This window comes from Labrys sp. HAY1-8F, from assembly GCF_056754975.1.
This window is the reverse complement of the sequence record NZ_JBPGWZ010000001.1, coordinates 146,721-171,357: the sequence shown is the minus strand read 5'-3', so window position 1 is coordinate 171,357 and position 24,637 is coordinate 146,721. Positions and strand designations below refer to the sequence as shown.

Here is a 24,637-nt window from a genome sequence, read left to right as displayed (position 1 = left end):
CGACACAGAGCAAGAAATTAGAATTTATAGCTGATGCCGAGAGTCGCGGTGGTCTGATCCCATCCAGACTTCACAGATCCCAGCGGCGTATCATATGCTTTCTTACCGAAATCAGTGTAGCGGACTTCTCCACGACCGATCCAATTCTCGGTAAATGCGTATTCGATACCCGCCCCGGCAGTCCAACCGATATGAATCTCGCTTGAGCTTCCGCGAATGCGCCGCAAATACCAATTATTGTCAATGATAAGCAGTTTATAGCCGGTTGTCGAAAGTTCGGCAGAACCGGTGGCGATGCCACCTGTCGCATAAATAAGCAGATTATCGATTGCGTAACCCGCACGAAGGCGGGCCGAGGCCTGCCACTTGCTGTCGAGTGAGAGGCTTCCCGTCCCCACCGATCCGTTGAATATGTGGCGCCCCTTGATATCGGAATAATCAACGTCTCCCTCGATGCCGAGGACAAATTGGTTGATCTGATAGTTGTAACCGGCATGAGCGCCGCCCACGAAGCCGTCAACGTTAAATTTGTCGGCCATAATCGACCCAACGTTGGTCACATTGACGCCGCCGACTATTATGATGCCGCCGCCGATGGGGCCCCCACCGCCGAAATAACGGCTTTGATTGTCGTTCTCGCTGCCCCAGCCATAGCCGGCATGAATACCAACGTAAGGACCGGACCAATCGTAGGCGACAACAGGGGGACGGGGAGACGGCTGGGAGGGCGAAAGATCCGCAGCGAAAACGGAAGTGGCTGTCGACGCCAACAAGACGGCAAAGATTGCACTGGTATGATACACGGAACGCATGGAAATCCCCCCAAGAATTTGACTTCTTACTCTTATAGATTTATCCGCAATTTTGCTGTGATATATAAGCAACATCAGAGTAAAATTTAATGGAATTCAAAATAAACTCGCCTTGATTTCAATATTTACTTTCACAGTCATTCACACAATGTCACTATATGACATAGCGTTTTGCCTTAGGCGGCATAACGAAATTGGTCAAAATGGAGGCGGCCGCGAGGGCGATGATGGCTTGGAAGTCTCGCCCTGCTCCGGCTGCCAACTCCGCGCTGTTGAAGAGAGCCCCCCAAACAGGGCGGCTAATATCGCTCGCATGCCAGATAAGAGGTTTTTTGAGATGATACAGAGTGGATTGTTGGGAAGGAGTGTTCGATTACGCGCCACTTGGTGAAACCGGCGATCCCAGATGCGCTCGCAGCTAGCGAGTCTGGAAAAAAATTGGCGTCACACAGCATCATCGGAGGGAATGACTTCTGACAGACAGGCAAAGTTGGGAATGAAGCCGCAGGTGACTATCAGGGCTCTCCTATCATCAACTTTCCCGCAATCCGGAGGTGCTTTTTAATTGCAGAAAGTAAGCTCGTTTTTTCCTATTCGGCGAAAGTGAAACCCAGTCCGCGAATTGCATGCAAGGGCACGAGCATGTTGGATTTTGTCGCCCTCCGGCGCAGGCGACTGACGATGGTATCCAGGTGGGCGTAGTTGAAGTCGTAAATGTCCGCGCCCATGGCTTCGACGAGTACGCTCCTCTCGACAGTGTTGCCGCGCTCCCTGAACAGGCATCCCAAGAGGCGCTGCTCGGAGACGGTCAGGCGCAGGCGGTGGCCCAGGCCGTCGGTGAGCGTCCACCCCCCTTCCACCAGGGCCCACTGCAGGACCTGAGGGGGGGCGGGCACCGTGCGATCCCTGTTGAGCCGATTGTGGACCGCCCCCACCGTGGCAGCCAGTTCCCGAACGTCGATGGGCTTGACGAGGTAGGCATCCGCGCCCTTCTCAAGGCCGGCAACGCGGTCGTCGATAGACCCCCGCGCCGTGGCCATGATGATGCCGATCCGTTGCGATGCTCGCAAATGCGCCGCTATGGACAGGCCGTCTTCATCGCCCAGGTTGAGGTCGAGGATCACGATCTCGGATGGCAGGGCAGCATAGGCCCGGTACAGGCCCGCAGCGCTGCCAAATCCATGTACGTTCAAGCCCAGTCTGGATAGCCCCGACACCATTTCATCGCGAAAATCCTCATCGTCATCAACAAGATAAACGAGTGGAGTGATCGCGCCATCACCTCGCCTAGTCTCCTTCGCGGACATCTATCCACCTTCTATCCGGCACTTTACGCCCTCTCGCAAAAATCAGCGCGGCGCGGGGTGGACTCAATTCCACGTTCCGTTTTTATGCTCAGGGGCGGAGCGCCGATGCATCGGATGTTTATCCGATAGACCCTATTTTTGGTTGCGAATCCGCCGCACCGTTGTAATGATGCAACAGTTAGTCTAGCTAGCGGCAGCCAACAACGATTCTCATCTCTCATATTGCTCCACTATGCTATGCTGAACTCGATGGATTCCTTTGAAGATCGAGCCTCGAAAGTAGAGGATCTTCCCTCCATCGAAGAACTATCGGCGCTCATCGGCACGATTTATGATTGCGCTCTTGACCCTGGTCTGTGGGAGTCGATGCTGATTGGCATCAAAGAAATGCTGCGCGCCCACAATGCCTCGCTGACCATGATCGATCTTGTCGGTGGCAGGGCCTCGCTCATCAAGACCATTGGGATCGATCCCTATTGGCTGGAGCGTTTTCCGCTCTATGGGGAAGAGATGGCATCCTGGGAGCAGTTGCCGGCCCTCCGCGACATGCCCCTCGACGAACCGCAGGTATTCTCGCGGCATCTACCCCCGGAGATCCAGTCTCAATCACCAATGCTCAAGGAATGGGGCGAGCCGCAGGGCATCGTCGATTCGATTGGGTTGACATTGATCAATAGCCTGACCCGGCAAGCGCATATCGGCCTCAACCGCCACAGGGATACCGGCGTCTATACCGACCGCGAGGTAGTAATCGGGCGAATATTGGTCCCGCATATCAGGCGCGCTGTGACGATCAGCGATCTTCTGGATATGAAAACCTTGGAGCAGCAGGCTCTCGGAGCAACCCTCGACAGCGTGACAGCCGGTGTCGTCATCGTTACGGGCAAGGGGCGAATTGTGCACGCCAATGAAACGGCGCGCCGCATGCTCGATGCGAGAACGCCGATCCTGGCTTCCGACGGATGTCTGGCCACCCTCGACTCTCGTGTATCTGACGAACTGAGCAAGGCCATTGCGATGGCCCAGGAAGACGAAACGCAGCTCCCGGAGGCAGGGTTGGGGGTGCCTCTCAGCAAGGCCGATGGGGTCGCAGCCATCGCTCATATTCTGCCGCTTGCACGCGGACAGCGCAGAACGCGGCTCGTGCCCCAGGCAACGGCCGCCGTCTTCATCGCACTCGACGCTACCCCGCTGCCGACCGATCTAGGGGCTGTCGCCCGCACGTTCGGTTTGACCCCCGCTGAGATACGTCAGCTCGAGCAATTGATGATGGGAGCGACACTCCGTAAGGCGGCGGCGGCGCTGCAAGTCAGCGAGGCGACAGCCCGGACACATCGCGAACACATCTTTGCCAAGATGGGTGTATCGCGGCAGAGTGATCTCGTTGCGCTTGTCAGGCGCCTCGTCCCACCGGTTCGCCGAGCTAACGGCCGATAACATCAAGGACAAAAGTGGCGTGCGCGCGTAAGGGCCGCTGCTCACCGGCTGCTGCACCAAGGCCTGCAGGCCCTCGGTCGCAGCAGGATAGCAGCCCGTGTCGAAGTAATAGAGGTCGACCGCATTGGAAAGGGCCTTGACCTGGAGATGGGCAGCCTTCTTCTTGGGGCTGGAGAGGTCGTTCAGCACGAGCAGTGCCACCCGACCCACGATCAGGCCGATGATGACGAGAACGACAAGAGCTTCGATCAGGGTGAAGGCGGTTTCTCGATTTCTAGTCACAGTGAAATTTCACACTCTACCAACAGTACTTTCCTGCGCCTCTGATGAACAGAGACTATTCATGGAGCGCGAAAAAATCGAAGGCAAAGTAATCTGAACGCGACTACTTCGCAGGCGACAATTCAAGCCTCTTCGAATTCACACAACCTTTCGTGACAGCGATCGAAGTGAACGTCCCGGAACTCATGGTTGCTCGCACCGCCATCGGCGAATTCCAATCCATGATCCGTTCGAAGGCGGCAACAAAGCTCGATGGATGGTTTGAGGCGACCAAGAATAGCCTGGTTGGATCGTTTGCCAGGCTCGATAAGAATATTGTCGCAGTCTGCAACGCTATCCTTTCACCTTGGCCCAATGTGCAGGCTGAGGGGCAGATCAAGCACCTGAAACTCATCAAACGCCAGATGTACGGACGCGCGAAACTCGATGTGCTACAGGCGCGATTGATCGGCGTGACCTGACCATTCCGCTTCAGCAAAAGTGCGACAGAGCCAATTCTCTATGGAAATTATGCCCCACCCGGGTCAGTTCTGCGTGGAAGCCAACTTGGAGAGCACCCCGGAATTCCAAAGGAATATGCATAACCTGAGGATATGTATCGGCGCATTTTTTTCCTACTCCTCCACCTCGGTCACTCATGCTACACCCGCTTTGAAACAGAAGTAAAAACATCAAGTAAAATCAAAAATCAAAAATAGGAAAGTAGTATTATTATAAAATTTACTTTCCTGTTTCATATAAATATTAAGTCCAGGGGAGTAACTATATGACTGCCGGTGCGCATAAATTTGTTAGTATTATAGATATACGACAAATTACCGTATCAATGCTGGGAAGGTAAGACGATGAAAAAAGAGGATAACAATCCACTTATTCGTCTTGATTCCCTTAGTAAACACTATGGTGCACTGACGGTCCTCGACAAAATCGACCTTGAAATAAAATCAGGCGAAGTCCTTGCGATCATTGGCCCGAGTGGTTCTGGGAAAAGCACATTGCTCCGATGCGTCAATTATCTGGAGCGGCCGGACGGCGGCACGATTACAGTTGGACCAACAACCATCAACGCCTCACGGCCAGTCTCCCGCGAGGAATTGTCCGGCCTGCGCCGACGGGTTGGAATGGTCTTCCAGTCCTTCAACCTCTTCCCACATATGTCGGTACTTCGGAATGTCAGCCTCCCTCAGGAACGAGTTCTAGGGCGAAAGCGCGCCGAGGCCGACGAGCGGTCGTTGCAATTGCTTAGCCGCGTCGGACTTGCCGATAAGGCATCCCAGTTTCCAGTCCGTTGTTCGGGTGGCCAGCAGCAGCGCATTGCAATCGCCCGCGCACTCGCGCTCGACCCGGAAGTGATGCTGTTCGACGAGCCGACCTCCGCTCTTGATCCCGAACTAGGGCTCGAAGTGCTCGCGGTCATGCGCACACTTGCGGACAGCGGCATGACGATGATTGTCGTAACGCATGAAATGGGATTTGCCGAGAATGTGTCCGATACGGTCATGATCATGGCAGATGGCCGGATCGTCGAAAAAGGCCCGTCGGCCCAAGTCATGCGTAGTCCGCAGCATGAACGGACGCAGCGATTTTTGCGCGCGGTGCATGAGCGATGAGCATGGCCTATACAACGATCTTTCTCGGGGGCTTGGCCTGGACGGCAGCCCTGACCCTGGGCTCCTTCATCATTGGAGCGATATTGGGTGCGCCACTTCTGGCGGCGCGTATGAACCGTCTGGCCTTGGTGCGCGTGCCTACCCTGATCGCCATCCAGATCATTCGGGCAATACCGCCGATGCTCTGGCTGTTCATCATCTTTTTTGGCGTCGGGATGTCCTACTTTCCGATCAGCCCCTTCGTAGCCGCCTTGTGTGGGCTCGGCCTGATCGCCGGCGCCAACATGGCGGAGATCTATCGCGGTGCGCTGAATGCGGTCCACGCCGGCCAATGGGAGGCATGCGCTGCGCTCGACCTCGGTCGCTGGTCGACAATGAAGGACATTGTGGCTCCCCAGGCCCTGCGAGTAGCGATACCGACGACCGCGAGCTACCTCATCGGCCTCATGAAGGAAACCGCTGTCGCCTCCACCATAGGGGTGGCAGAACTCGCCTATCAGGGCAACCAGCTTTCGCAATTGACGTACAGGGGCCTGGAGATCTTCGCGATCGTTGGGCTCTTCTACATCTTGTTGAGCCTGCCGGTGGCCTGGCTTTCGCGCAAAGCGGATGCCGCCCTTCGAAGCAAGGTGGCACGCTGATGTTTCCTACATATGACGAAATCATTTCGTGGATGCCGCAACTGCTGGCGGGCTTCTCCGTCAGCCTTCAGGTCACGGCCTTAAGCCTTCTTGTCGGGATCCCCTTCGGCCTCCTGCTCGCCCTCGGCGTGATGGTCCGCAACAAGGCCCTGCGAGCTCTTTCCCTGTTTCTCGTCGAAGTAGGGCGCGGCGCACCCGCGCTGGTGCTGTTGCAGTTCATCTATTTCGGCTTGCCGGGCCTGAACTTCACGATCGAGTCATTCGCTGCCGCGATCATCGCCCTGGCCTGGAATACCGGCGCCTATACGAGTGAGATCATGCGGGCCAGCCTGTTGTCCATACCGCAGGGCCAGCGTGAAGCTTCGGAGGCGCTCTGCTTCACCCCAATAGACGAATTGCGCTTCATCCTGCTGCCTCAGAGTTTGCGCGTCGCCCTGCCGGCCCTATTGGGGTTTTCGATCCTTATCTTCCAGGGTACATCGCTTTGCTTCGCGATAGCACTGCCGGAACTGATCAGCAGTGCCTACGAGATCGGCTCGACCACATTCCGATACTTTCCAGCTCTTCTGTGCGCTGGCGCCCTCTACGCCTGCGTCTCGATACCAGCCGCCCTCTTCGTCAGTCATGTTGAGAGGCGGGCGGGCCTCTATGCCCAACGTTAACCCGCATCGAAAGGAAGCCCAGCGTGCCTTCAAATAAATCAAAGGCTTATACGATCTTGGCAGTTGTTGCTGGCTTGACCGCAAGCGTGCAACTCGCGTCGGCGCAAGATTGCACGCCCAAGCATAAGTTCGCCACCATCGCACCTGGAACCTTGACCGTCGCCGTGACAACCTACGCGCCGCATTCGTTCATGGACGAGACTGGTACGATGAAAGGTATCGATGGAGACATCGCCGCCGATTTCGCCAAGCGAGAATGCCTGACGGTGAAAGCCGTGGCTGTCGATCCTGCGGCAGCGATCCAGTACATCCTCTCTGGCCAGGCCGACATCACGACCGGCGATTGGTATCGCACCGCGGAAAGAGCAAAGGTCATGAGCCTGTCCGCGCCCCTCTATACAGACCAGATGGCGATCTATTCGAAGGAAGGTTTCAAGCAGGTCGCGGACCTGGAAGGCAAGAAGGTCGGCACCGTCCAGGGCTATCTCTGGGTCGCCGACCTGAAGACCATGCTGGGATCCTCGCTGAAGCTCTATCCTAACTCGGTCAACATGCAGCAGGATTTGTTCGCGGGCCGTATCCAGGTTGCCGTCGATGGCTATTCCACCGGCGTCGTCGCCGCACAGAAAGGCGCATTGAGGGACGTCAAGGTCGAGATCGCCGCACCCGATGATCGCGTGAAAGCCACCAAGGAAGCCGCTCAGGCCGCCTTCCCCTACTCTAAGAAGGCGATCGACCTTGGCCAGGCCCTGGATGCCGATATCGCGGCGATGCATCAGGACGGCACCATCGTCAAGATCCTGAAGTCCTACGGTCTCGACGGCACCGCAGCCGATACCGGCGCTCCGCGCCTGGTTCAATAATCAGGCCAGGGGAGCAGAACTATTTTCTGCTCTCCTTTTTTCAGATGATACCGAGACAATAACGATGAGTGTGTACAAGGTTCGGCGCAAGTCCCAGTCCTGGTACGGCGAGCAGATCGGCATCCTCATACTGGATGCCGCCTATCCCTGCATTCCCGGCAATGTCGGCAACGCAACCACCTATGACTATCCCGTGCGGTTCCAGGAGGTGCGTGGCGCTTCCATCGATCGGCTGCTGAACCAGCGCGATCCGGCTCTGAAGGAAGCTTTCGTGGAAGCTGCGGTCGAATTGAGGGACAGAGGTGTCCGGGCCATCACCGGTGCCTGCGGGTTCATGGCTTACTTCCAGGAAGAAGTGGCAGAAGCGGTCGACATTCCGGTCTTCCTTTCCAGCCTCATGCAGATACCCTTCATGCATGCGCTTTGCGGCGGCAGTGTCGGTATCATCACGGCGGACGCCTCACGACTTACGCCACGACATTTTTCAGCCTGCTCGGTGCCCGGCGACATTCCCCTTGCAATCGCCGGCATGGAAGGGCAGACGGAATTTCGTGAGGCGATTCTCAAAGAAAAGGGTACGCTTGATTCTGACAAGATCGAACGCGAGGTGATCGAAGTGGCCTGCCAGCTGGTGAAGCAGCATCCCGAAGTGCGATCAATCCTGCTGGAATGCAGCGATCTGCCTCCCTATGCTTTCGCTATACAGGCTGCAACCGGGCGGCCGGTCTTCGATTTCATCACGATGATCGATTATGTCCAGCGTAGCCTTGATCGCCGGCCTTATTCTGGCAGTATGTAGAGCGTCTGAGACGGATCGTAGGTTTAGCCAAGGCGGGCACCTCCCCGCCCTGCCCTTTTTGAGCGTGTTCCAAGTCAGCCATTCGCCGCGAATGTCACCGCCGCGCCAGGCTTTCCAATAGGCACGTCGGCTCCTTGTTCAAGCAGCCAATCGCGAAACAACATCGCTCCCGGCTTGGCGGGACGTTGCGCTGGCATGATGAGATGGACCGCCTTACCCGAACGGTAGACGGCGTCGATCGGGAAAACCAGACGCCCCGCCTCGACATGATCGTGAACGAGATGTTTCCAGCCCAGCGCTATGCCTTGGCCGAGGACAGCAGCCTCGATAGATCCAATTGCATCTGTAAAGACGAAATCCTGCCGAATGCGCGGCAAGTCCACGCTTTGGTGAGTAAACCATTCCCGCCAACTCAATCGTGTACGGTGCCGTTCCTCGAAGTGCAGCAATTGGTGGCTCGGTAGATCAGCAGCGCTGGTGAGAGCGGGATGCTCCATCAGATAGTCCGGGCTACAAACGGGCGCAACCTCTTCTGTCACGAAATGCCATGAATGCAGCCCTGGCCATTGTCCATCGCCCAGCCGCGCAGAAATATCGATATCTTCTTCATTGAGGTCCTGGTCATCGCGGCCGCTTTCCTCGATGCGCAGGGTAATGTCCGGATGCTGGGCCTTGAAACCTTTGAGACGTGGCAAAAGCCACAGCTGCACGAACGAAGCGGAAAACGATACCCTGACGGTATCGTTCGAATACTTGCTCCGCAGCGACGTTAACACCATGTGCAGATGATCGAACGCCTGCTGCGTTTCCCTGTAGAGTTTATGTCCCTCGGCGGTAAGCTCCAAACGTCCACCTTCACGCCTGAATAGCTTCAGACCCGTGGCTTCTTCCAGAAGTTTGATCGTCTTACTTACGGCCGGTTGAGAAACATTAAGCTCATCAGCCGCAGCCGTGAAACTTCGGCGTCGAGCTGCCGCCTCGAAGACGAACAGATAATTCGCGGAGGGTACAAGGGATCGAAGTCGGTGCATGAATTCAGGTTATGTCCTGGCGCATTTTTTTACAACATCACAATTGATGCGTGGCTTTGTAATCTTGCCCGAAATCACTTCTAGGGCAATTTCATGCTAACTCACGCTCGGGCGGTCGTTATAGGTGGAGGCTGTGTTGGAGCAGCCATTTTGTATGGGATGGCGAAGCGCGGTTGGACCGATATCGCGCTGCTGGAACGCACGCAGCTAACCGCTGGATCGACCTGGCATGCCGCGGGGCTTATCCCTTCCTATGCCCGCAGCATCAATATCGGTCGCATGATCGCCAAGACGATTGAGATTTACGAGCAGTTGGAAGCCGAAACGGGTCAGCATGTCGGCTGGCACAAATGCGGTCAGCTCCGGATCGCCAATACGCGCGATCGCCTCGATGAATACAAGAGCTACATGAGTGTGGCCGAGGTCCAAGGTATTCGGGCCGAGTTGGTAACCCCGCAGGAAATCAAGGCGCTCTGGCCGCTGCTGGAGAACAATCATGCGACGCTCGGTGCACTCTATCACCCCGATGATGGGCACATTGCGCCCGCCGACGTGACCCAGGCTATGGCCAAGGGCGCTCGCGATCGCGGTGCCAAGGTCTATCTCAACACCGAAGTGCGCGGCTTCGAACGTCTTACAAGCGGCGAATGGAAAGTTCTGACGAACAAGGGCGACATCGTCTGTGAACATATCATTTCCGCGACCGGCAACTATGCCCGGCAGACCGGCGCGATGCTCGGGTTGGAGATTCCAGCCATTCCGATCCTTCATCAGTACTGGATCACCGATGCGGTTCCGGAGATCGTGGATCGCAAGCGAGAGGGCCTGCGGGAAATGCCGATCCTGCGCGACGAGGCCTTCGAAGGCTATCTACGCGAAGAGGGCGACGGCCTGATGTTCGGCCCCTATGAAAAGACCGAGCATCTCAAGCTCTTCGCCGAGAATGGCGTTCCACAGTGGTTCGGGGCCGATCTCGTCGAGGAGGATTTCGACGCAGTGGCATGGAACTGGGAGCGCGCAATGGACCTCGTTCCAGCGCTCGGCCGGGTTGGCATCAAGGCGAATGTACGCGGTCCCTTCCAGATGACGGCCGACGAATTGCCGCTGATGGGGCCTGCCTGGGGCCTGGAAAATGTCTGGCTCGCCGAAGGCGTGCCTGGAGGTATCCTTTGGGGAGGTGCGATCGGCTACTACCTCTCCGAGCGGATCGTCGAGGGTGGGAACAGCCTGGATACGTCCGAACTCGATCCGCGCAGGTTCGGCGACTATGCGAACAAGGAATGGACACGCCGCAAGGTCCGCGAAAGCTGGGGCACTCATGCCGAGCAGCATTATCCAGGGCAGGATATGCCCGCCGCCCGTCCGCAAAAGACGGCTCCCTCCTATGACATCCTCACCGGGCGTGGCGCCGTCTGGGGTGTCCTGAATGGCTGGGAAATGCCGAACTGGTTCGCGCCGGCGGGGGTAAAAGCCCAGGATCAGTACAGCTGGCGCTGGACCGAGAAGGGAAAATATGTCGGCGAAGAGGTTCATGCCGTCCGCAATGGCGTTGGCCTGGTCGAGATGACTCCGATGACAAAGTTCGAGGTATCCGGTCCCGCGGCTGAAACGTGGCTCGACGGCATTCTCGCCAATCGCCTGCCAAAGACGGGGCGAGTCAATCTCAGTCATCATCTGACGCGGTCGGGTGGCGTGCAGGCCGAGTATGTCGTAGCGCGGCTTGCCGACGACGTATTCTATCTGGTCTCGACGCCTCGAGCAGAGCGCTGGAATTTCGATGACCTGTCCCGGCTCTTGCCCGAGGACGACAGCGTACAACTGCGGAACGTAACCAACGAGCGCGGTTGCTTCACGATCGTGGGGCCAAAGGCCCGCGATGTGCTTCAGGAGCTCACCGAGATTGATCTTACCAACGAGGCCTTTGCCTGGTTCAGCGTCAAGTCTGGCACGGTCGGGCTTGCAAGCGACGTTCGCCTGCTACGCGTCAATTACGAGGGAGAGCTTGGGTGGGAACTTTATCACCCGCTCTGCTACCAACGTCACCTTCTTGACGCTTTCTTGAAAGCAGGCGAACCGCATGGCTTGCGATTAGTTGGTTTGCACGCGCTTGAATCGCTGCGGCTGGAGAAATCCTATCGCGCCATGTATCGCGATATGAATCCAGAAATATCAGCCTGGGAAAGCAGTCTGGATCGTTTCATCCGGCTGGATAAGGCCGATTTCATTGGCCGTGAGGCACTCATCTGCCAGAAAGCGCAGGGCATCCACCGGCGTTCGGTTACGATTTCTATAGATACCGACGGAGCGAGTTCGCTTATCTACGAAGGCGTCTATCACGGTGGAAAGCTTGTCGGTCGCATCACGTCCGGCGGTTATGCCTATACCCTTGGGCACGACATAGCCTTTGCGCTGCTGCCGGTAGAACTGGCCAATCCAGGTACAAAGCTCGAAGTACCAATCCTAGGCGATATGCGCAGGGCGCAGGTGATCTCAGAGTCGCCCTATGATCCTCAAGGCCTTCGCAGCCGCATGTGATGTCGCGGAATCCAAACTCAGGAAATCTAAGAATGAAAGTGCTCGTGCCCGTGAAGCGGGTCGTCGATTACAATGTGAAGATCCGCGTCAAGGCCGATGGCACGGGTGTCGATCTCAACAATGTGAAGATGTCGATGAATCCCTTCGACGAGATCGGCGTCGAGGAAGCGCTGCGTCTGAAGGAAGCCGGCAAGGCGACCGAGGTCGTGGTTGTTTCGATCGGTCCGGCCCAGGCGGCCGAGACGCTGCGCTCGGGTCTTGCCATGGGCGCCGACCGCGGCATCCTGGTCAAGACCGACGCCACCGTCGAACCACTCGCCGTGGCCAAGCTGCTCAAGGCGGTGATCGGCAATGAGGCACCGGGCCTGGTCATCCTCGGCAAGCAGGCGATCGACGACGACATGAACGCCACCGGCCAGATGCTGGCGGCGCTGCTGGGCTGGCCGCAGGGCACCTTCGCCTCCAAACTCGATGTCGGCAGCGACAAGGTCGACGTCACGCGCGAGGTCGATGGCGGCCTGCAGACCGTCACGCTCAACCTGCCGGCGATCATCACCACGGATCTGCGCCTCAACGAGCCGCGCTATGCTTCGCTGCCCAACATCATGAAGGCGAAGAAGAAGCCGATCGACGAGACCAGCCCCGAAGCGCTCGGCGTCGACATCGCGCCGCGCCTGACCGTGGTGAAGACGGTGGAGCCGCCGGCACGCCAGGCCGGCAAGAAGGTCGCCTCGGTGGCCGAGCTGGTCGACAAGCTCAAGAACGAAGCCGGCGTCATCTGAGCCGAGAAGGATTGATATCATGACCACTCTTCTCATCGCAGAAATCGACGCCACCGGCCTCAAGGACGTCACCAACCGCGCCCTCACCGCGGCCATCGAGCTCGGTGGCCCGGTGCATGTGCTGGTGGCCGGCGCCAACGCCCAGGCTGCCGCCGAGGCTGCTGCCAAGCTCCAGGGCGTCGAAAAGGTCCTGGTGGCCGATGCGGCCTATGAGCATCGCCTGGCCGAGCCGACGGCCGCCCTGATCGTCAGCCTGGCCGGCGGCTATGACGCCATCGTCGCGCCCTCGACCGCGGCCTGGAAGAACGTGCTGCCGCGCGTTGCCGCCTTGCTCGACGTCATGCAGATCTCCGACATCGTCAAGGTCATCTCGCCCGATACGTTCGAGCGGCCTGTTTATGCCGGCAACGCCATCCAGACCGTGACCTCGGCCGACGCCAAGAAGGTGATCACCGTGCGCACCGCCTCCTTCGCCGCGACGGGCGAGGGCGGCTCGGCGGCGGTGGAGCCGGCGGCGGCCGCGGCCGATCCCGGCCTCTCGACCTTCAAGGGCGAGGAACTGGCCAAGTCCGACCGTCCGGAACTGGCCTCGGCCAAGATCATCATCTCGGGCGGCCGGGCCATGGCCAACCGCGAGAACTTCGCCACCTATATCGAGCCGGTGGCCGACAAGCTCGGCGCCGCCATGGGTGCCTCGCGCGCCGCGGTCGATGCGGGTTATGCCCCCAACGACTGGCAGGTCGGCCAGACCGGCAAGGTGGTCGCTCCCGACCTCTACATCGCCGTCGGCATCTCCGGCGCCATCCAGCATCTGGCCGGCATGAAGGATTCCAAGGTGATCGTCGCCATCAACAAGGACGAAGAGGCCCCGATCTTCCAGGTCGCCGATTATGGCCTGGTGGCGGACCTCTACACCGCCCTGCCGGAACTCAAGAAGGCTCTCGAATGCGAGAGAGGAGGATAGGCCGTGACAACTAGGTCTAACTCCAGCGCCTCTCCAGCATGAGGGAAACGTCCACGAGAAAGGAATCACGATCGACGTGAACCTGGCGAAGAGTGTGTTCCACATGTGCTGAGTTGATGCCTGTGGAGCGGCTGACTTCCGAAAAATTCTCAAGCGCGAACGGGTTCCCCATTCTTTGTGCCCCAGGCGCCGTTGACTGCGGTGATGGAGGCTTGCGGCATCGCTGACTGGAGCAGGCAAAGCTGCGGTCGCGCAAAATAGATTTTACGGGCGTGTGCTCTATGGGGGTAGTAGATGTTCGAAAAAGAGTCTGAGCAAAGCGGTAGGGCGTTCATCCCCCTCGTTTATCTTGTTGATGATGACGAGGATTTCCGCGAAGAAATGGTAGCGGGCCTTTCCAGATTGGGCCTAAACATACACGGATTTCACAATGCTGAAGCCCTGTATAGAGCTTATGCGGCCAAGCCATCGCAGATCGTGATCATCGATATTGGCTTGAGCGGTGAAGACGGTCTGTCTATCGCTGCTCATTTGCGGTCCTCGCAATCGGTCGGAATCATTATGGCGACCGGCCGGGGAGCAATAGAGGACAGAGTCGCCAGCTTTCAGAAAGGTGCAGATTTCTGCCTCGTCAAACCCATTGATGTCCGAGAACTGGCTGCAACAGTGGTGGCGCTCAACAACCGTGTAAATAGGTATATCAATTTGCCCTCCCTCCATACTCCCCAATGGGCCCTAGTGGAAGGAGGCTGGACACTCGCCGACGGCCTGGGCCACCGTCTACGTCTGACCGTCTCCGAGCGACACCTTCTGGCGCGCTTGTTCCGTGAGCGCGGCAACACTGTCGAGCGGAGTGCGCTCGTCGAGGCAATGGGCGCAAACATCTACGACTTTGACTACGGAAACCTTGACACCATCGTGAGCCGCCTGCGTCAAAGAGCCAAGAAGGCGAACATGCATTTGCCCCTACATGCTATCCGCGGCCGTGGATTTTTCTTTCCAGATTAAACGTAGATGCTTGATTCTATTGACGATCATCGCTGTTTTCTACTCGCCTTTTCGGACAGCGACGATCAAGATCCCATGACGTTGCCCCCAAGTTTTATCCTGCTCTGAGTTCGCCCCGGTGGTTGGAGTGGCCCTTCTGGGCGGTGTGAGCGACGGGAACTGACGCGGAGCCATTGGCAGAGCGCAGCGCCAGATCCCAGCGCGGATGGAAGGTTGCGGCAAACGCGGCCGGCGTCTGCCAACTGAGCTTCGAATGTGGGCGTGCCCCGTTATAGTCCTCCCTCCATGTGGCCAGGGCGACCCGGGCCTGCTGCAATGTCGAGAATAGGGTCTCGTTCAAAAACTCATCGCGTAGTCGTCTACTTTCCGCGTGCGTCGATAAGGTGAGCGAGCGCGCGCGACCCGCAGGCCGCAGAGTGAGGTGTCGGCCACCAGCGCCAGGCACTCTCGGGTGCAGTCGTCGACCACGGCGAGAATGCGCAAGCGGCGGCCGTCCGTCAGCTGATCGGACACGAAGTCGAGCGACCAGCGGTCATTCGGCCGCAACGGGACCATCATCGGCGCCCGAGTTCAGATCGCCCGCTTGCGACCGCCGCGACGACGCACGGTCAGCCGTTCCTCGCGGTAGATCCGGAACAGGCGCTTGTGATTGACCACGAAGCCCTCTCGTTTGAGCAGCACATGGACCCGCCGCCTTACGGCAATTGCAAGCAATCGCCTGACGGCCAGGGGATAGCCAAAACGCCGGCGTTCATGGGCGATGGCCTTCATCCGGTTGCGCAGGGCGGCGTCATCGGCCCGTGTCGTCTTGTATCGCATCGTCATGCGGCAAGAACCGATGGCTTTACACGCCCGCCGTGCGCTCATCCCATGCACGCTGATGAGATGAGCGACAGCTTTCCGCTCCGCAGCGGGCGTCACCACTTCCTTCCCAAAAGGTCCTTCAGCGCGACATTGTCGAGCATCGCCTCGGCCAACATCCGCTTGAGTTTGGCGTTCACAGCACAAACTCCTCCGGAGTTTGTTGCGACGTCCTCCAGCGACCGCAGTCGCTTGGCCTCGGATACCTCCATCCCGTCGAATTTGGCTTTCCATTTGTAGATGCTGGCGTCGCTGACCCCATGCTTGCGGCACAGATCCGCGACCGAGACGCCAGCCTCGTGCTCCTTCAAGATCCCTATGATCTGGTCTTCCGAAAAGCGGATGCACTTCATGCTCTGTCCTCATGACAGGCCAGAGCGAACTTCAAACTGGATTAGGTCAAAAGGGCAACGTCAAATCATTACTTGCGATCATTGCAGATATACCGTCGCGTAATAGCAGTACTTACTTCCGATAATCCTAGATTATTATTTCATACTGCAGCGTAATTTCTTCGTATGCCGGCATTGATGAATACGCCAATACTACTCCTCTCCCGTCGGTTGCTTCAACTGTATACCTACCTATTATCGCGCCGTCCTCACCCCCACGGATGTACAAACTTCGGATTGTCGTGCGGTAGCGAGCGATTGACCTTTGTAGTGCAGTTCAACGGTCATGCCCGCAGTTGCTGAGCACGGTCACCTGCCGGATAGTTCCGCTCCGTGATTTTACGAGACCCCAGGGTCACCGATCGGTCGAAATGACGGCCCTTGAACATCAAGCCGCCTCCCAAGACGGCAGCCTACTCATTCCAGACCAAAATCACCGGAGAGTTCGCAACAGAACCGATCCGCCTCTTCCGGCAACGCCTTGTGCCGGTCTCGCTTGTCCCTGATGGCTGCGGACTTTCCGCCAGCTTGCTGTCGCCACGGCCGGAGCCGCTACCATCGCCGCCAGCGCTGTCTTCGTCCGCGTCACGCTCGTCGAGCCGTTTCATATAATCGGAGAGCCTCTCGTCGGCTTCCTCGATAAACTTTTCGAGCGACCTGTGTGTGAAGTTGCGGTCCTTGTTGTTCACCGCCTTGATCCGTGTCCCGCCGCCAGCTGAACCGGGGCCCCTACCGGTTCCTTTGAGTATCTGTCCCCGGATATATTTGTAATATTTTTACAAAAAACATTGACATTTCAACGTTAAATAATGAACAAAAGATAACAACAATTTGAGAAACGCGATGTTGGCCATTCTTGCCGACGATTTAACGGGCGCATTGGACACCGCCGCGCCATTCGCAGCACGGGGCATGCTTGCGCAGGTGGTGTTGGCTGTTGATGCCATTCAAGACGCCGTCCGGGAAGAGCCGGACGTGCTTTCGATCAATGTCGGCTCACGCGAATTGACCGCCGCAGCGGCGCAGCGTTTGACCGCCGCTGCAATGGCAGCCCTGCCAACCGGGGCCCGCCTGTTCAAGAAAGTGGACTCGCGCCTTAAGGGGCATGTGGAGGCCGAACTCGACGTCCTCCCCTTCCGAACCGCGTTGATGGCGCCGGCAATCCCTGATTTCGGGCGGATGGTGAAGGGCGGATGCGTGCAAGGGTTCGGCGTGGACGCACCGATTTCCCTTGCCGAGGCGCTCGGCTCGCATGCAACGCGTGCCACAATTCCGGACATGTCGGATCAAAACGAGATGCGCGCCTGGCTCGCCCGATCGGAAGAGGCCGGCGTCGATCTGCTGATCGGCGCGCGAGGCCTGGCGGAAGCGCTTGCCGAACGCCTCAGCGGGCACGCCACCGGCAGTATGGTCGAGATTGCGGATGGACCCGCCCTGTTCGTGATTGGATCTCGCGATCCAATCACCCTCGCCCAGGTCGATGCGCTCAAGGCTGCCTTCGATCCACATTATTTGCCGGCGCCCAATGGCCGTCTGGCAGGCCCCATCGTCGACGGCAACGCCATCACCCTCGTGCAGGCGGTGCCGGGCGAGGAGGCCGCGACCTCGCAGGAGGTCTCTCATGCGCTCGCGCAGAGTATATTTTCGGGCCTTGCGAAGGCATCGACACTGCTTCTGTCAGGCGGAGAAACGGCGCAGGCCGTGCTGAAAAAAATGGAGGTCAGGCGTTTTCGGCTTCTGGGCGAATGCCTGCCGGGGCTGGGCTTGGCCCATGCTCAGGGTCATTGCATCATTGCAAAATCGGGGGGGTTCGGGCAGCCGGATGCGCTGAGCAGGATCGCCGGCCAGATTCTCCGCAGGACGGGATGACAAATGGGTTTGCAAGACGGAACAGCGCGCAGGAGCCTCGGCGATCTCGTCTTCGAGCGCATGCATCGTGCCATCAAGTCCGGTGCATACAAGCCGGACGAGCGCCTGCCGACCGAACATGATCTGGCCATCGAATTCGAGGTTTCGCGCCCGATCATCCGGGAGGCGCTGCGCCGGCTTCGCGAGCAGGGCTTCATCTATTCGCGGCGGGGGGCGGGGAGCTTCGTCCGCGCGGTCGGCATGCGGGAGCCGCTCGGTTTCGGACAACTGGAAAACGTCGCCGATCTGCTGAACTGTTATGAGTTCAGGCTCACTGTGGAGCCAGCCGCGACGGCCGCGGCGGCGGAACGCCACGATGCTGCCAATCTGGCCGCCATTCGCCAGGCTCTGGAACTCATGCGCGATGCCACCAACCGGCAATCCCATCGGGAAGACGCGGATTTCCAGTTCCATCTCGCCATCGCGCGAGCGGCGCAGAACAGCTATTTCTTCACCGCCATGGAAGCCCTGAAGGACCACATCGCCGTCGGCATGCGGTTTCACGGCGCTTCGGTCAAACGCGAGGCTACCGGCCTCACGCGGGTTTTTGCCGAGCATGAGGCCATCGCCGAAGCGATCGCCGCCCGCGATGGGGTGAAGGCGAGACAGCTCATGCATGACCATCTTACCGGGTCCCGGGATCGATTGTTCCAGGCGAGCAAGTAAGCCGTTGAAATGAAAACCCCGGCAGAGCCGGGGTTTGTTATCTGGCTCGATGCAGCAGCCTGCCTAAAGGGCCGCCTGGTAGATTCCGAGCACGTCATCAACGCTCATATCGATCGGATTGTTATCCATCAGGCGGCGGTTCGCATGCGCCTCGCTCGCATAGAGTGGCAGGTCGTCCTTCTTCGCACCGTTGGCTGCAAGCGACATGTCGATGCCGAGGCCCCGGCAGAAATCACAGGCGGCCTCGACCAATTCGGCGCTGGAAAGATCCTGTCCAAATCCCAGCGCATGCGCCACCTCGGCCGTCTTGCCCGCAACTGCCGGCTGGTTGAAGGCCAGCACGTGCGGGAAGATGATGGCGTTCGCCAAGCCATGGGGCAGGCCGAGCCGCGTGCCAAGCGGATAGGCGATGGCATGCCCGGCGGCGGTGTTCACCGGCCCAAGGCAGATGCCGCCATAATAGGAGCCGAGCATCACCCCCTCCCGCGCTTCCGTGTCGCCACCATCCCTGACGGCGCGCGCGAGATATTTGCCGACGAGTTGGAAGCCCATGCGGGCAAAGCCGTCGATCATCGGATGGGCCCGCCGATTGGTGAACGCTTCGACGCAATGGGCCATGGCATCGACACCGGTTGCCGCCGTCACCGCCGGCGGCACGGAATAGGTCAGCTCCGGATCAAGCACGGCGAGATCAGCGAGCATATGCGGGCTTTCGACCGCAATCTTGTTACCTTTGCCAGGATTAGTGATCAACGAACGAATACCAGCCTCCGAGCCGGTGCCGGCGGTGGTGGCAACCTGCGCGAGGCGCGTGCGGCGGCCTGCCACCCGGTTCGGCCCGGCGACATCGACAAGTGTCTGCTGTGAATCCCAGAGCGCGGCCACCAGCTTGGCGACGTCGAGAACCGAACCGCCTCCAAGACCGACGATCAGGTCCGGCTTGCTGCGACGCGCGGCTTCGAGAGCAGCATCCAGTGTTTTCGTATCAGGCTCGCCGAGGATGGCATCGAACACAGTGACGCGGCCGGGCAGTTTCAGACGATCGGCAAAGCCCGCCGTGATCGGTGTCGCGATCACCAGGACTGACCTGGCATCGCCGGCCCAGTTGCCGACCTCAGCGACCGTGCCGGCACCGACAGCGAGGCGGCGGGGCTGATGAAGAGTGATTGGAGCGATGGTCATGCGTCATCCCCGCCTGGCCGCGCCAGACACCAGCTTGCGGGCGTAGGCAATGGCCGAAATCATGTTGCCGTGATTGGCAATGCCCTTGCCGGCGATGTCGAAGGCCGTACCGTGATCGACGGAAGTGCGGTCGATCGGCAGCTCCACCGAAACGTTCACGGCCGTGTCGAAGGCGACGAGCTTGACCGGAATGTGCCCCTGATCGTGATATTGGGCAACGACCAGATCGAACACACCCGAATAGGCGCGGTGGAACACGGTATCGGCGGAAATAGGGCCATGGGCATCGATGCCCTCGGCGCGAGCCGCCCTGACCGCCGGCGCGATCTGGTCATCATCCTCGGTGCCGAACAGGCCGTTCTCCCCGCAATGAGGGTTGATGCCGGCCACCGCGATTTTGGGTGCGGCATACCCGATGCGCTTGAGGTGCGCGTCGCCGGCGCGGATGGTTGCCAGCACGCGCTCGGTGGTGGAACGACGGATAGCCTCCTGCAGCGACACATGCGTCGAGACGTGAATGACCTTCAACCGCTCGGAGGCGAGCAGCATGTAGGCCGCCTGCGATCCCGTCAGGCTGCGCAGCATGCCGGTATGCCCGTCATAGTGATGGCCAGCCAGGTTCAGGGCCTCCTTGCTGATCGGTGCGGTGACGATGCAACCGATCACGCCGGCTTCGGCATCGCGCACCGCCTTCTCGATGAAGCGGAAGGCGGCATCGCCGGCAACCGGATTCAGCTTCCCCCAGGGCAGCGGCGCCCCCTCGACCGGCAGATCCACGACATGGGGGGCAAGGTCGACATCGAGGCCGAGGGCCGCTCGCGCAGCCTCCAGCGTGGGTAGATTGCCGTAGATGCGGATCGTCTCGCGCTCCTGGGCAGACATGCCGGCGAGCGCGCGGATCGAAATTTCGGGGCCGACGCCGCAGGGGTCGCCCATGGTTATGCCGATGATATTGCTCATGAAGGACTCCGAACGGCAGCCTCGTCCCAGCCTGAGGCCAACCGGACATATTTGATGGCACGCCGATGATAGGTGTAGGCCAGATGCATGGTACCGTCAGGCTCCGCCAACAGCCAGGGATAGGACATTTCCTTGTTGCGCCCGTCGGTCGAGTCATTGGAAAGACACGTACCGGGCCCATCTTCGATGGCAAGACGAACCGGAAAAGTCTCGCCGCCGTCGTCCGACAGGCATAGGCTTACCGGTGCCCGCGGCACGCCCCAGATCGGCGTGCAGCCGCCGGCGGGATCGGCATCGGGACGTCGATCCTCTTCACCAAGCTCATCATAGAGCGAGGCACGCCGATCCGCCGACTGCGCCGCGCTCACGGGATTGCAGATCATGGCAATCCTGCCATCGCTCAGGCGTGTCGCTGCGATGGAGGAATTGTTGTTCGGTACGTCGGTCGCCTCGGGCACGGACCAGGACATGCCTGCGTCCGTGCTCTGCGTCCTGTAGACCCAGTCCGCCTGCCGCCGGCGAAAGAAGGCGACCAAACGCCGTTCGCTCAGCCAGACCGGCGACATGTGCACGCAGCCGATCGACTGCCCGAGGTCTTCAAGGCGCCAGGTTCTGCCCTGATCGCGACTGATGCCAAGGGCTGCCGTGTCATGGCTGCCGTTCCATTTCTGCCCGGACCGTTGGATGCAACGAAAGATGGGCAGCAGCCAGGCTCCATCATCGCGCACCGTCATCGGCGCCCGCACGAAACAACCGCGTGGCAGATCGAGATAGCGCCCCTCCTCGGCCGAGAGCGTGAGCGGCTGGGAGGCATCGCGCCGGACTTCCGCCATGCGGATCCTACATTCATCCTGATTGCCCGAAGGCTGGGAGGTATGGAAGAGCCACAGCCTTCCGTCCGGAGCCGTGAAGAGCACGGGATTTTGCTCCGAATGGGCGGGGTCGAAGCTCAGTCGCTGCGGCGAGCCCCAGTTCGACGCCCCTCTCGGCAACACGGAGGCGAAAATCGAGATATCCGATTTGCCTTCCAGCGTGCCACCGAACCAGGCGCATATGAGGGTGCCATCGCCAAGCAGGTGCAGATAGGCGGCATGATTCTGAATCATGGGCGAAGGCAGCAAGGTCTCCTGGCGCCCTGGCGATGCGTGTTGAAGCCGGCCGTTCATGTTCCGGGCTATTTCCTCGGGGTCCATCCATTCCCTCCCATATGCATCTACCATCGCCAAAACCACAAAGTTGTCAAGTTTTTGTATGTTACGAAGTAGTTCGATATTTTTATATTTTTAAAATAACTAGTTGATTTTAAATCATAAAATTTTCAAATCTGTCTCTTATGAATTTACATCATGAAATAAATTGACAAATTTGTGGGAAAAGGAGATGGTTTGGGCAACCGGCGAAAGGACGTCGGAGGGAGGAATGCCGTGAAGAAATTGCTTGTCTTGGGGGCGCTGATGCTGGGCCCGGCCCTCTCGCCCGCCTTCGCCGGATCCGGGCCAATCAAGATCGTACTGGCTGAGGAGGCGGACCTGCTGGAGCCTTGCATGGCAACCCGCTCCAATATCGGGCGTGTCATCATGCAGAATGTGAGCGAGACACTCACCGAGCTCGATCTCCGCAACCACAAGGGCCTTATGCCGCGCCTCGCCGAAAAATGGGAGCAGAACGCCGATGGCAGCTGGCGCTTTCATCTGCGCCATGGCGTCAAATTCTCCGACGGCACGACCTTTGATGCCAAGGACGTCAAGCACAGCTTCGATCGCATCATGAGCGACAAGAACGCCTGTGAATCGCGTCGCTATTTCGGTGGCATGACAGTGACCCCCGCCATCGTCGATGACTACACCATCGATTTCAAGGCCGATCCGGCCCAACCGATCCTGCCGCTGCTGATGTCTCTCGTCACCATCGTGCCCGAGGAGACACCGCTCGAATTCGTGCGCGAGCCGGTCGGCACGGGTCCCTATAAATTGACCAATTGGACGCCGGGCCAGCAGATTGTCCTCACCGGCCGCGAGGACTACTGGGGCGCGAAGCCGGAGGTCACGCAGGCCACGTACCTGTTCCGCGCCGATCCCTCTGTACGTGCCGCCATGGTCCAGACCGGCGAAGCCGATCTGTCGCCTTCGATCTCACAGCTCGACGCCACCAATCCGGCGACGGATTTCTCCTATCTCGACAGCGAAACGGTCTATCTGCGCATCGATCACAATATCGCGCCGCTGAACGATGTCCGCATCCGCCGCGCGCTCAATCTGGCGATCGACCGGCAGGCCTTCCTCGGCACGCTGGTTCCCAAGGATGCTCTGCTCGCCACCGCGATCGTCCCGCCGCCGACCCTTGGCTGGAATCCGAACGTCAAGGTCTTTGCCTACGACCCGGACGGCGCCAAGAAACTGCTGGCACAAGCCAAGGCCGATGGCGTCAACCTCGACACGCCGATCACCATCATCGCCCGCACCGCGAACTTTCCCAATGTCACCGAGATCATGGAGGCCATCCAGGCACAATTGCAGGATGTCGGTTTCAAGGTCGACCTCAAGTTCGTCGAGGTCGCCGAGCACGAGCAGTATTATTCCAAGCCTTTTAAGGAAGGCCGCGGTCCCCAGATCGTCGCCGCCATGCACGACAATGCCAAAGGCGACCCTTCCTTCTCGATGTTCTTCAAATACGCGACCAACGGCACCCAGTCCGGCTTTTCCGATCCGAAGGTCGACGACATGATCAAGCAGGCTTCCGCCGCAGTCGGCGACGAGCGGGCCAAGCTGTGGTCGCAGCTGTTCGCCTATCTGCATGACGACGTCGTCGCCGACGTGCTGCTGTTCCACATGGTCGGCTTTTCGCGCGTTTCCGAGCGCCTGGACTACAAGCCGACCATGGCGACCAACTCCATGCTCCAGCTCTCCGAGATCAAGATCAAGTAGACTGGTCCGCTCGAACGACAGGCTTGCCGGTCGCAACAGCAATCGAGGCGATGGGTCATCCTGCCGCCTGCCTCCTTGAGGACGCCATGCTGAGCTTCATTCAAAAACGCGCCATGGCCAGTTTGATCTCCCTGGTCGGACTGATCGTCATGGTCTTCTTCCTGTCGCGTCTGACGGGCGATCCGGCCGCCCTGTTCCTTCCAGTCGAGGCCTCGGCTGAAATGAAGGAGCAGTTCCGCCAGCTGCATGGATTGAACGATCCTCTGCTGGTCCAGTTCATTCGCTATGTAGGTGACGTGGCGGTCGGTGATTTCGGCGAGTCCCTGCGCAAGGCGCGCCCTGCCCTGGACGTCGTGCTCGAGGCCTTCGTTTGGACTTTCTGGCTTGCCGCCATCACGATGACGCTGGTCGCCAGTGCCGCCATCGTCGTTGGATCGCTGGCCGCCTCCCGCATCGGCGGCTTTTTCGACCGGCTCTCCTCCCTCATCTCCCTGATCGGTGCATCGATTCCCGATTTCTGGGTTGCGATCGTGGCGATCGTCGTGTTTTCCGTAAACCTGGCCTGGTTGCCGACTTCGGGCACGGGTTCTCCCCTCCACTGGATCTTGCCGATCTGCGTATTGTTCATCCGTCCGTTCGGCATCATCGTGCAGGTGGTGCGCGGATCGATGATCGGCGCACTCTCCTCAGCCTATGTGAAGACGGCCCGGGCCAAGGGCGTCAAATCCGGACCGATCATCTTCATCCATGCCCTGCGCAACGCCATGCTCCCGATCATCACCGTGATCGGCGACCAGGCCGCGAGCCTGCTCAACGGTGCCGTTATCGTCGAGACCATTTTCGGCTTCCCGGGAATCGGCAAACTGATGATCGATTCCATTCTGCAGCGTGACTTCAATGTCGTGCTGGCGGCAATCCTGGTCACGGCGCTGGCGATCTTTCTCATGAACCTCCTGATCGATTTTGCCTACGCGCTGCTCGATCCGCGGATCCGTCATTGAGGACAGCGCT

Annotated in this window: 22 protein-coding genes and 2 pseudogenes; 15 read left to right on the top strand and 9 right to left on the bottom strand. The window is 59.0% G+C overall.

The window, feature by feature from the left end; translation table 11 throughout:
• Nucleotides 1-17: 17 nt before the first annotated feature.
• The gene (locus ACR9ZN_RS00815; RefSeq protein ID WP_481271046.1) at nucleotides 18-812 is read right to left on the bottom strand and encodes an outer membrane protein; all 795 of its coding nucleotides are present in this window, start codon (nucleotides 810-812) and stop codon (nucleotides 18-20) included.
• A gap of 590 nt (nucleotides 813-1,402) precedes the next feature.
• Nucleotides 1,403-2,119 (bottom strand): response regulator transcription factor, encoded by a 717-nt coding sequence (locus ACR9ZN_RS00810; protein WP_454818629.1) that lies wholly within the window; start codon nucleotides 2,117-2,119, stop codon nucleotides 1,403-1,405.
• A gap of 249 nt (nucleotides 2,120-2,368) precedes the next feature.
• Between ACR9ZN_RS00810 and ACR9ZN_RS00805 the strand changes: the two genes are divergently transcribed.
• Nucleotides 2,369-3,556 (top strand): helix-turn-helix transcriptional regulator, encoded by a 1,188-nt coding sequence (locus ACR9ZN_RS00805; RefSeq protein ID WP_454818631.1) that lies wholly within the window; start codon nucleotides 2,369-2,371, stop codon nucleotides 3,554-3,556.
• 87 nt (nucleotides 3,557-3,643) lie between these two features.
• On the opposite strand, the pseudogene ACR9ZN_RS00800 reads toward ACR9ZN_RS00805, so the two are convergent.
• Nucleotides 3,644-3,838: pseudogene (locus ACR9ZN_RS00800) on the bottom strand (prepilin-type N-terminal cleavage/methylation domain-containing protein); the annotation flags it as partial.
• A 152-nt stretch (nucleotides 3,839-3,990) separates the two neighbouring features.
• Between ACR9ZN_RS00800 and ACR9ZN_RS00795 the strand changes: the two are divergent.
• The 6 genes from ACR9ZN_RS00795 (at nucleotide 3,991) to ACR9ZN_RS00770 (ending at nucleotide 8,413) form a co-directional block, all read left to right on the top strand.
• Nucleotides 3,991-4,299 (top strand): hypothetical protein, encoded by a 309-nt coding sequence (locus ACR9ZN_RS00795; protein WP_481271045.1) that lies wholly within the window; start codon nucleotides 3,991-3,993, stop codon nucleotides 4,297-4,299.
• A gap of 384 nt (nucleotides 4,300-4,683) precedes the next feature.
• On the top strand, nucleotides 4,684-5,448 hold the full coding sequence (locus ACR9ZN_RS00790; protein WP_454819349.1) for an amino acid ABC transporter ATP-binding protein: 765 nt from the start codon (nucleotides 4,684-4,686) through the stop codon (nucleotides 5,446-5,448).
• A gap of 2 nt (nucleotides 5,449-5,450) precedes the next feature.
• Entirely contained in the window at nucleotides 5,451-6,089 is a 639-nt protein-coding gene (locus tag ACR9ZN_RS00785) for an amino acid ABC transporter permease (protein ID WP_454818635.1), read from the top strand.
• Entirely contained in the window at nucleotides 6,089-6,751 is a 663-nt protein-coding gene (locus ACR9ZN_RS00780) for an amino acid ABC transporter permease (protein ID WP_481271044.1), read from the top strand. The genes ACR9ZN_RS00785 and ACR9ZN_RS00780 overlap by 1 nt, the downstream gene beginning before the upstream one ends.
• Nucleotides 6,752-6,774: 23 nt before the next feature.
• Nucleotides 6,775-7,614 (top strand): ABC transporter substrate-binding protein, encoded by an 840-nt coding sequence (locus ACR9ZN_RS00775; RefSeq protein WP_481271043.1) that lies wholly within the window; start codon nucleotides 6,775-6,777, stop codon nucleotides 7,612-7,614.
• Between the two features lie 64 nt (nucleotides 7,615-7,678).
• Nucleotides 7,679-8,413, top strand: a complete 735-nt coding sequence (locus ACR9ZN_RS00770) for an aspartate/glutamate racemase family protein (RefSeq protein ID WP_454818639.1) — start codon at nucleotides 7,679-7,681, stop codon at nucleotides 8,411-8,413.
• A gap of 74 nt (nucleotides 8,414-8,487) precedes the next feature.
• Here ACR9ZN_RS00770 and ACR9ZN_RS00765 read toward each other — a convergent pair whose 3' ends face one another.
• A complete protein-coding gene (locus ACR9ZN_RS00765) occupies nucleotides 8,488-9,444 on the bottom strand; it encodes a LysR substrate-binding domain-containing protein (protein ID WP_454818641.1) in 957 nt (318 codons plus the stop codon).
• Between the two features lie 93 nt (nucleotides 9,445-9,537).
• Between ACR9ZN_RS00765 and ACR9ZN_RS00760 the strand changes: the two genes are divergently transcribed.
• The 4 genes from ACR9ZN_RS00760 (at nucleotide 9,538) to ACR9ZN_RS00745 (ending at nucleotide 14,733) form a co-directional block, all read left to right on the top strand.
• On the top strand, nucleotides 9,538-11,979 hold the full coding sequence (locus tag ACR9ZN_RS00760; protein WP_481271042.1) for a GcvT family protein: 2,442 nt from the start codon (nucleotides 9,538-9,540) through the stop codon (nucleotides 11,977-11,979).
• Nucleotides 11,980-12,011: 32 nt separating this feature from the next.
• The gene (locus ACR9ZN_RS00755; RefSeq protein ID WP_481271041.1) at nucleotides 12,012-12,761 is read left to right on the top strand and encodes an electron transfer flavoprotein subunit beta/FixA family protein; all 750 of its coding nucleotides are present in this window, start codon (nucleotides 12,012-12,014) and stop codon (nucleotides 12,759-12,761) included.
• A gap of 19 nt (nucleotides 12,762-12,780) precedes the next feature.
• Nucleotides 12,781-13,725: an electron transfer flavoprotein subunit alpha/FixB family protein gene (locus tag ACR9ZN_RS00750; protein WP_481271040.1), complete on the top strand. Its 945-nt coding sequence runs from the start codon at nucleotides 12,781-12,783 to the stop codon at nucleotides 13,723-13,725.
• A gap of 294 nt (nucleotides 13,726-14,019) precedes the next feature.
• Complete coding sequence (locus tag ACR9ZN_RS00745) at nucleotides 14,020-14,733, top strand: response regulator transcription factor (RefSeq protein ID WP_454818649.1); 714 nt, start codon at nucleotides 14,020-14,022, stop codon at nucleotides 14,731-14,733.
• Nucleotides 14,734-14,827: 94 nt separating this feature from the next.
• Here the strand turns inward: ACR9ZN_RS00745 and ACR9ZN_RS00740 are convergent.
• A pseudogene (locus ACR9ZN_RS00740) lies at nucleotides 14,828-15,947 on the bottom strand (IS3 family transposase).
• 452 nt (nucleotides 15,948-16,399) lie between these two features.
• Entirely contained in the window at nucleotides 16,400-16,675 is a 276-nt protein-coding gene (locus ACR9ZN_RS00735) for a hypothetical protein (RefSeq protein WP_481271039.1), read from the bottom strand.
• 154 nt (nucleotides 16,676-16,829) lie between these two features.
• On the opposite strand from ACR9ZN_RS00735, the gene ACR9ZN_RS00730 reads away from it, so the two are divergent.
• Both ACR9ZN_RS00730 and ACR9ZN_RS00725 read left to right on the top strand, forming a co-directional pair.
• Complete coding sequence (locus ACR9ZN_RS00730; protein WP_481271038.1) at nucleotides 16,830-17,855, top strand: four-carbon acid sugar kinase family protein; 1,026 nt, start codon at nucleotides 16,830-16,832, stop codon at nucleotides 17,853-17,855.
• Nucleotides 17,856-17,858: 3 nt separating this feature from the next.
• Nucleotides 17,859-18,560 (top strand): FadR/GntR family transcriptional regulator, encoded by a 702-nt coding sequence (locus ACR9ZN_RS00725; protein ID WP_454818655.1) that lies wholly within the window; start codon nucleotides 17,859-17,861, stop codon nucleotides 18,558-18,560.
• 63 nt (nucleotides 18,561-18,623) lie between these two features.
• Here the strand turns inward: ACR9ZN_RS00725 and ACR9ZN_RS00720 are convergent, their stop codons facing one another.
• Genes ACR9ZN_RS00720 through ACR9ZN_RS00710 form a run of 3 tightly spaced genes read right to left on the bottom strand, consistent with a single transcriptional unit; the run spans nucleotide 18,624 to nucleotide 21,895 of the window.
• Nucleotides 18,624-19,742: an iron-containing alcohol dehydrogenase gene (locus ACR9ZN_RS00720; protein WP_481271036.1), complete on the bottom strand. Its 1,119-nt coding sequence runs from the start codon at nucleotides 19,740-19,742 to the stop codon at nucleotides 18,624-18,626.
• 3 nt (nucleotides 19,743-19,745) lie between these two features.
• Nucleotides 19,746-20,702 (bottom strand): 4-hydroxythreonine-4-phosphate dehydrogenase PdxA, encoded by a 957-nt coding sequence (pdxA, locus tag ACR9ZN_RS00715; RefSeq protein WP_481271035.1) that lies wholly within the window; start codon nucleotides 20,700-20,702, stop codon nucleotides 19,746-19,748.
• Complete coding sequence (locus tag ACR9ZN_RS00710; RefSeq protein ID WP_454818661.1) at nucleotides 20,699-21,895, bottom strand: sialidase family protein; 1,197 nt, start codon at nucleotides 21,893-21,895, stop codon at nucleotides 20,699-20,701. Before ACR9ZN_RS00710 ends, pdxA begins: the two co-directional genes overlap by 4 nt.
• 261 nt (nucleotides 21,896-22,156) lie before the next feature.
• On the opposite strand from ACR9ZN_RS00710, the gene ACR9ZN_RS00705 reads away from it, so the two are divergent.
• Complete coding sequence (locus tag ACR9ZN_RS00705) at nucleotides 22,157-23,626, top strand: ABC transporter substrate-binding protein (protein ID WP_454819353.1); 1,470 nt, start codon at nucleotides 22,157-22,159, stop codon at nucleotides 23,624-23,626.
• Nucleotides 23,627-23,712: 86 nt separating this feature from the next.
• Entirely contained in the window at nucleotides 23,713-24,627 is a 915-nt protein-coding gene (locus ACR9ZN_RS00700; protein WP_454818663.1) for an ABC transporter permease, read from the top strand.
• Nucleotides 24,628-24,637: the final 10 nt, after the last annotated feature.

Excerpts from the sequence above, each read along its gene's own strand:
- ACR9ZN_RS00815 (WP_481271046.1), bottom strand. The coding sequence starts at position 812 with ATGCGTTCCGTGTATCATACCAGTGCAATCTTTGCCGTCTTGTTGGCG.
- ACR9ZN_RS00810 (WP_454818629.1), bottom strand. The coding sequence starts at position 2,119 with ATGTCCGCGAAGGAGACTAGGCGAGGTGATGGCGCGATCACTCCACTC.
- ACR9ZN_RS00805 (WP_454818631.1), top strand. The coding sequence starts at position 2,369 with ATGGATTCCTTTGAAGATCGAGCCTCGAAAGTAGAGGATCTTCCCTCC.
- ACR9ZN_RS00790 (WP_454819349.1), top strand. The coding sequence starts at position 4,684 with ATGAAAAAAGAGGATAACAATCCACTTATTCGTCTTGATTCCCTTAGT.
- ACR9ZN_RS00785 (WP_454818635.1), top strand. The coding sequence starts at position 5,451 with ATGGCCTATACAACGATCTTTCTCGGGGGCTTGGCCTGGACGGCAGCC.
- ACR9ZN_RS00780 (WP_481271044.1), top strand. The coding sequence starts at position 6,089 with ATGTTTCCTACATATGACGAAATCATTTCGTGGATGCCGCAACTGCTG.
- ACR9ZN_RS00770 (WP_454818639.1), top strand. The coding sequence starts at position 7,679 with ATGAGTGTGTACAAGGTTCGGCGCAAGTCCCAGTCCTGGTACGGCGAG.
- ACR9ZN_RS00765 (WP_454818641.1), bottom strand. The coding sequence starts at position 9,444 with ATGCACCGACTTCGATCCCTTGTACCCTCCGCGAATTATCTGTTCGTC.
- ACR9ZN_RS00760 (WP_481271042.1), top strand. The coding sequence starts at position 9,538 with ATGCTAACTCACGCTCGGGCGGTCGTTATAGGTGGAGGCTGTGTTGGA.
- ACR9ZN_RS00755 (WP_481271041.1), top strand. The coding sequence starts at position 12,012 with ATGAAAGTGCTCGTGCCCGTGAAGCGGGTCGTCGATTACAATGTGAAG.
- ACR9ZN_RS00750 (WP_481271040.1), top strand. The coding sequence starts at position 12,781 with ATGACCACTCTTCTCATCGCAGAAATCGACGCCACCGGCCTCAAGGAC.
- ACR9ZN_RS00745 (WP_454818649.1), top strand. The coding sequence starts at position 14,020 with ATGTTCGAAAAAGAGTCTGAGCAAAGCGGTAGGGCGTTCATCCCCCTC.
- ACR9ZN_RS00730 (WP_481271038.1), top strand. The coding sequence starts at position 16,830 with ATGTTGGCCATTCTTGCCGACGATTTAACGGGCGCATTGGACACCGCC.
- ACR9ZN_RS00725 (WP_454818655.1), top strand. The coding sequence starts at position 17,859 with ATGGGTTTGCAAGACGGAACAGCGCGCAGGAGCCTCGGCGATCTCGTC.
- ACR9ZN_RS00720 (WP_481271036.1), bottom strand. The coding sequence starts at position 19,742 with ATGACCATCGCTCCAATCACTCTTCATCAGCCCCGCCGCCTCGCTGTC.
- pdxA (WP_481271035.1), bottom strand. The coding sequence starts at position 20,702 with ATGAGCAATATCATCGGCATAACCATGGGCGACCCCTGCGGCGTCGGC.
- ACR9ZN_RS00710 (WP_454818661.1), bottom strand. The coding sequence starts at position 21,895 with ATGGACCCCGAGGAAATAGCCCGGAACATGAACGGCCGGCTTCAACAC.
- ACR9ZN_RS00705 (WP_454819353.1), top strand. The coding sequence starts at position 22,157 with ATGCTGGGCCCGGCCCTCTCGCCCGCCTTCGCCGGATCCGGGCCAATC.
- ACR9ZN_RS00700 (WP_454818663.1), top strand. The coding sequence starts at position 23,713 with ATGCTGAGCTTCATTCAAAAACGCGCCATGGCCAGTTTGATCTCCCTG.